4 protein-coding genes and 1 pseudogene are annotated in these 4,285 nt (G+C 76.1%); 4 read left to right on the forward strand and 1 reads right to left on the reverse strand.

What is annotated here, in order from left to right; translation table 11 throughout:
• The 4 genes from DQW85_RS12225 to DQW85_RS12240 all read left to right on the forward strand — a co-directional run.
• The coding region (locus DQW85_RS12225; protein WP_205315062.1) for a tetratricopeptide repeat protein at nucleotides 1-851 on the forward strand (851 nt) is incomplete at its 5' end.
• Complete coding sequence (locus tag DQW85_RS12230) at nucleotides 848-2,335, forward strand: nickel/cobalt transporter (RefSeq protein ID WP_113700446.1); 1,488 nt, start codon at nucleotides 848-850, stop codon at nucleotides 2,333-2,335. The genes DQW85_RS12225 and DQW85_RS12230, both read left to right, overlap by 4 nt.
• 56 nt (nucleotides 2,336-2,391) lie before the next feature.
• Nucleotides 2,392-2,982, forward strand: a complete 591-nt coding sequence (locus DQW85_RS12235) for a PadR family transcriptional regulator (RefSeq protein WP_113700447.1) — start codon at nucleotides 2,392-2,394, stop codon at nucleotides 2,980-2,982.
• Complete coding sequence (locus DQW85_RS12240; protein WP_113700448.1) at nucleotides 2,979-3,773, forward strand: SGNH/GDSL hydrolase family protein; 795 nt, start codon at nucleotides 2,979-2,981, stop codon at nucleotides 3,771-3,773. The genes DQW85_RS12235 and DQW85_RS12240 overlap by 4 nt, the downstream gene beginning before the upstream one ends.
• Here the strand turns inward: DQW85_RS12240 and DQW85_RS12245 are convergent.
• Nucleotides 3,739-4,285 (reverse strand): annotated as a pseudogene (locus DQW85_RS12245) (hypothetical protein); the annotation flags it as partial. The gene DQW85_RS12240 and the pseudogene DQW85_RS12245 sit on opposite strands and share 35 nt — an antisense overlap.

Raw genomic sequence — 4,285 nt, forward strand, 5'->3', positions numbered from 1 at the left:
GGGCCAACCCGTACGGCGCGGCGGCCCACGGCGTGCTGGCCGACGCGCGGACCCAGCTCGGCGACCTGCGCGCGGCGCAGCGCGCGGTGGACCGGATGATGAGCCTGCGGCCTGGGGTGGCGGCGTTCGCCCGCGCCTCCTACGCGGCCGAGCTCCGGGGCGACCGGGAGGGGGCGCGCAAATTCCTGGAGTACGCACGGGACGACGCCTACCTGCCGGCCGACGCCGCCTACGTCCGCCACTACCTGGGCGAGCTGGCCCTGCACGGCGGCGACCTGCGCACCGCCGGCCACTGGTACGCCGAGGCGCTGCGGGCGTACCCGGCCTACACCCCGGCGCTCGCCGGGCAGGCGAAGGTGGCGGCGCTGAGCGGGCGGCTGACCGAGGCGCTCGACCTCTACGAGCGGGTGGTCCAGCGGCTGCCGCTCCCCCAGTACCTGATCGAGCAGGGCGAGACCCGCGTCAAGGCGGGCCTGCCGGCCGACTGGACCCTGCTCCGGGCCCAGCGCGGGCTGCTGGAGTCGGCGGGCGTGCGGGACGACCTGACGTGGGCCGAGTTCGAGGCCGACCACGGCGACCCGGCGCTGGCCGTGCGGCATGCCAGGGCCGAGTACGCCCGTACCCCCAACCTGGTCGCCGCCGACGCGCTGGCCTGGGCGCTGTTCAAGGCGGGCAGGCCCCGCGACGCGCTGCCGTACGCCAGGAAGGCGACGTCCACCGGCTGGCGGAACCCGCTGCTGCGCCACCACCGCGCGCGGATCGAGCAGGCGCTCGGCCTGCCGTCACGCGCCTCCACCGCCGCCGTCCCCGGCTTCGACCCGTCCCTTCCCGCGCTGGCGAGGTTCTCATGAGAGCGCTGTACATCGTCGCCGGCCTCGTGCTGGCGGCCCTGCTGCTGTCGCCCGCCAGGCCCGCCGCCGCGGAGGCGGGGCTCGCGCACCCGCTGGGGAACTTCACCGTCAACCACTACAACGGCCTGCGCGTCCTGCCCGACCGGGTGCTGAACCACGCCGTCGTGGACGCGGCCGAGCTGCCCACGCTGCAGGCCGAGCGGGAGGTGGACGGATCGTACGCGGCACGCAGGTGCGCGGCGCTCGCCGCGGCCCAGCGCCTCACGGCCGACGGCGTGCCGGTGCCGTGGCGGGTGACCCGGTCGGCGTTCGCGTACCAGCCGGGCCAGGGCGGGCTGCGGACCAGCCGCCTGACCTGCGAGCTCACCGCCTCCACGGGGCGGGCCGGAGAGGTGTCGTTCACCGACGGCTTCGAGCCGGACCGGATCGGCTGGCGGGAGATCACCGCGGTCGGCGACGGCGTACGGCTCGGGGCGTCGTCGGTGCCGGCGGCCAGCGTGAGCAGGGAGCTGCGCGCCTACCCCGAGGACCTGCTGGCCGAGCCCCTCGACCAGCGCACCGCGACCGTCACCGTGAGCGGCCACGGCTCCGCCGCGGCGTCCCCGGCCCAGGCCCCCGGAGGTGGTGGCGACGGTGTCAGCCTGGGAGGTGTCTCGGTGGGAGGGCCGTTGGGGGACGCGCTGGCGGCGCTCGACAGGACGTTCACGGGGCTGATCGGCGCCGACCGGCTCACGGTGCCGCTCGGGCTCCTCGCCGTGGGGCTGGCCGTCGTGCTGGGCGCCGGGCACGCGCTGATCCCGGGGCACGGGAAGACCATCATGGCCGCGTACCTGGCGGGCCGCCGGGGCCGCCCGCGTGACGCGCTGGTGGTGGGCGCCACGGTGACCGCCACGCACACGGTGGGGGTGCTGGCGGTGGGGCTGCTGCTGAGCGCGTTCACTGCGGTGGCCGGGGAGTCGGTGCTGGCCTGGCTGGGGGTGGCGAGCGGCCTGCTGATCAGCGTCATCGGCGCCCGCCTGCTCCTCTCCACCCGCCGCGCTCAGGACCACCACGGGCACGGCCATGGACACGGACACGGACACGGACATGGGCACGGGCACGGGCACGGGCACGGGCACGGGCACGGGCACGGGCACGGGCACGGGCGTGCGGACGGGGGGCTGCGGCGGGCCGGGCTGGTGGGGATGGGGGTGGCGGGTGGCCTGGTGCCCAGCCCGTCCGCGCTCATCGTGCTGCTCGGGGCGATCGCGCTGGGCCGCACGTGGTTCGGGGTGGCGCTGGTGACGGCGTACGGCCTGGGCATGGCGGCGACCCTCACGGCCACGGGGCTGCTCCTCGTCAAGCTGGCCGGCCGCCTGGAGCGCCGCGCGTCAGCCGGGCAGCGGCTGGCGGCACGGCTGTCACGGCTGGCCCCGACCGGCACCGCCGCCATGGTGCTGCTGCTGGGCGCGGGCCTGGCGGTGCGCTCGGCCATCGCGCTCTAGCGTGAAGAGCTATAGTCATATCCATGAGTAGTCATCGTCATGACCAGAGGTAGCCCGTGGCCCTGCGGCACGCGGTCCTCGCGGCACTGCTCGACGGGGAACACAGCGGATACCAGCTCACCAAGATCTTCGACGTGGGCGTCTCCAACTTCTGGTACGCCGCACCGCAGCAGCTCTACAGCGAGCTGACCCGGCTGGAGAGCGACGGCCTGATCAGCGGGCGGGAGGTCGTCCAGCGCGGCAGGCCCAACAAGCGGGTCTTCACGGTCACACGGGCGGGGATCGACGAGCTGGCCGCCTTCGCCGCCGCTCCCGGCAGGCCGCTGCTGATCCGCGACGACCTGGCCGTCAAGGTGCACGCCGTCGACCTGCTCGACCCGGCGCCCGTGATCGAGCAGCTCCGCGAACGGGCCCGGGAGGCGGCTGCCAAGCTGGCGCTGTTCGAGAGGACGCTGGTCCACCTGCGCGGCGAGCTGGACGAGGAGTCGTTCCTGCGGCACGGCGACCGCGTCGGCCCCTACCTGTCCTGCCTCGCGGGCTGCCGCCTGGAACGCGAGATGCGCGACTGGTGCCTGTCCACCGCGCGCACGCTGGGCGAGCGCGCCGCCCGCGCCCGGATCCGAACGGCGGAGGGGAGCCCCGAATGAGCGGCACGCCGAGCTACGAACGCTACGTCGCCCTCGGCGACAGCCAGACCGAGGGGCTGGGAGACGGCGACGACGTGCGGGGCCACCGCGGCTGGGCCGACCGCTTCGCCGAGCGGCTCGCCAGGCGCAGCCCCGGCCTGCTGTACGCCAACCTCGCCGTGCGCGGCCGCCTGGCCGCCGAGATCCGTGACGAGCAGCTCGGGCCGGCGCTGGAGCTCCGTCCAGACCTGGCGACCGTCATGGCGGGGATGAACGACCTGGTCCGCCCCGGCTTCGACGCCGCCGCGGTCGCCGGGGTCCTGGAGGAGATGTTCGCCGAGCTCAGGGCGGCGGGGGCGCAGGTGGTCACGGTCACCTTCCCGGACATGAGCCGGGTCGCCCCGCTGGCCCGCCCGCTGCTGCCCCGGGTGCTCGCCTACAACGCCCGCGTCCGGGCTGCGGCGGCCCGCCACGGCGTCACCGTGGTCGACACCTTCCCGTACGCGTTCGCCACTGACGCGCGCATGTGGAGCAGCGACCGGCTGCACGCCAGCCCGCTGGGCCACGCCCGCATCGCCGCCGCCGTGGCGCACGCCCTCGGCCTGCCGGACAGCGACGACAGCTGGACGCTGCCCCTGCCCGCCCTGCCCCGGCCCACCGCCTGGCAGGCGACGGCCACGGAGCTGCGCTGGATCGCGGGGTTCGCCGGCCCGTGGATCCACCGGCGCCTGCGCGGCCGCTCCTCCGGCGACGGCCGCACGGCCAAGCGCCCCGTGCTCACCCCTGTCGTCCACCCCCCGGACGCGGGATGAGCTCGGGGCCACTCCCCTCCAATCCCGCCCGCCCGCTCTTCCCGCCGACCGCTCCCGGCTCCAAGGTCCCGCCGCTTCTCCCGCCGGAACTCCAGCCTCCAAGCCCCCCGCTCCGCCCGCGGGTCCGCCCCCGCTCGTACGCGCCGAACGCGGCCCAGCACGCCGCCAGCGCCAGCGCGAACGCCGGGAGCCAGGCCAGCCGGGCGAGCACCCAGCCCAGCCCGTCGGGGACGGTGTGCAAGCCGGGCAGAGGGCCGCCCGCGAACAGGCCGACCGCAGTGACGGCAATCATCGCGGTCTGGTGCCAGAGGTAGACCGTCATCGCCGACAGGTTCACCAGCGCCACCGCCGCCCAGGCCGCGGGGCGGCGCAGCGCCCGACGCAGCGGGCCGAGCAGCAGCAGGGCCGCCCCGCACTGGGCGAGGCCGAAGGTGACGGCCGCGAGGGAGGGCGGGTTGAGGTTGGAGACCGGCGCGCCGGGCACGCCCACCATGGCCGCCGGGTACCCGGCC

The organism is Nonomuraea lactucae (genome assembly GCF_003313395.1).
GTDB lineage: Bacteria > Actinomycetota > Actinomycetes > Streptosporangiales > Streptosporangiaceae > Nonomuraea > Nonomuraea lactucae.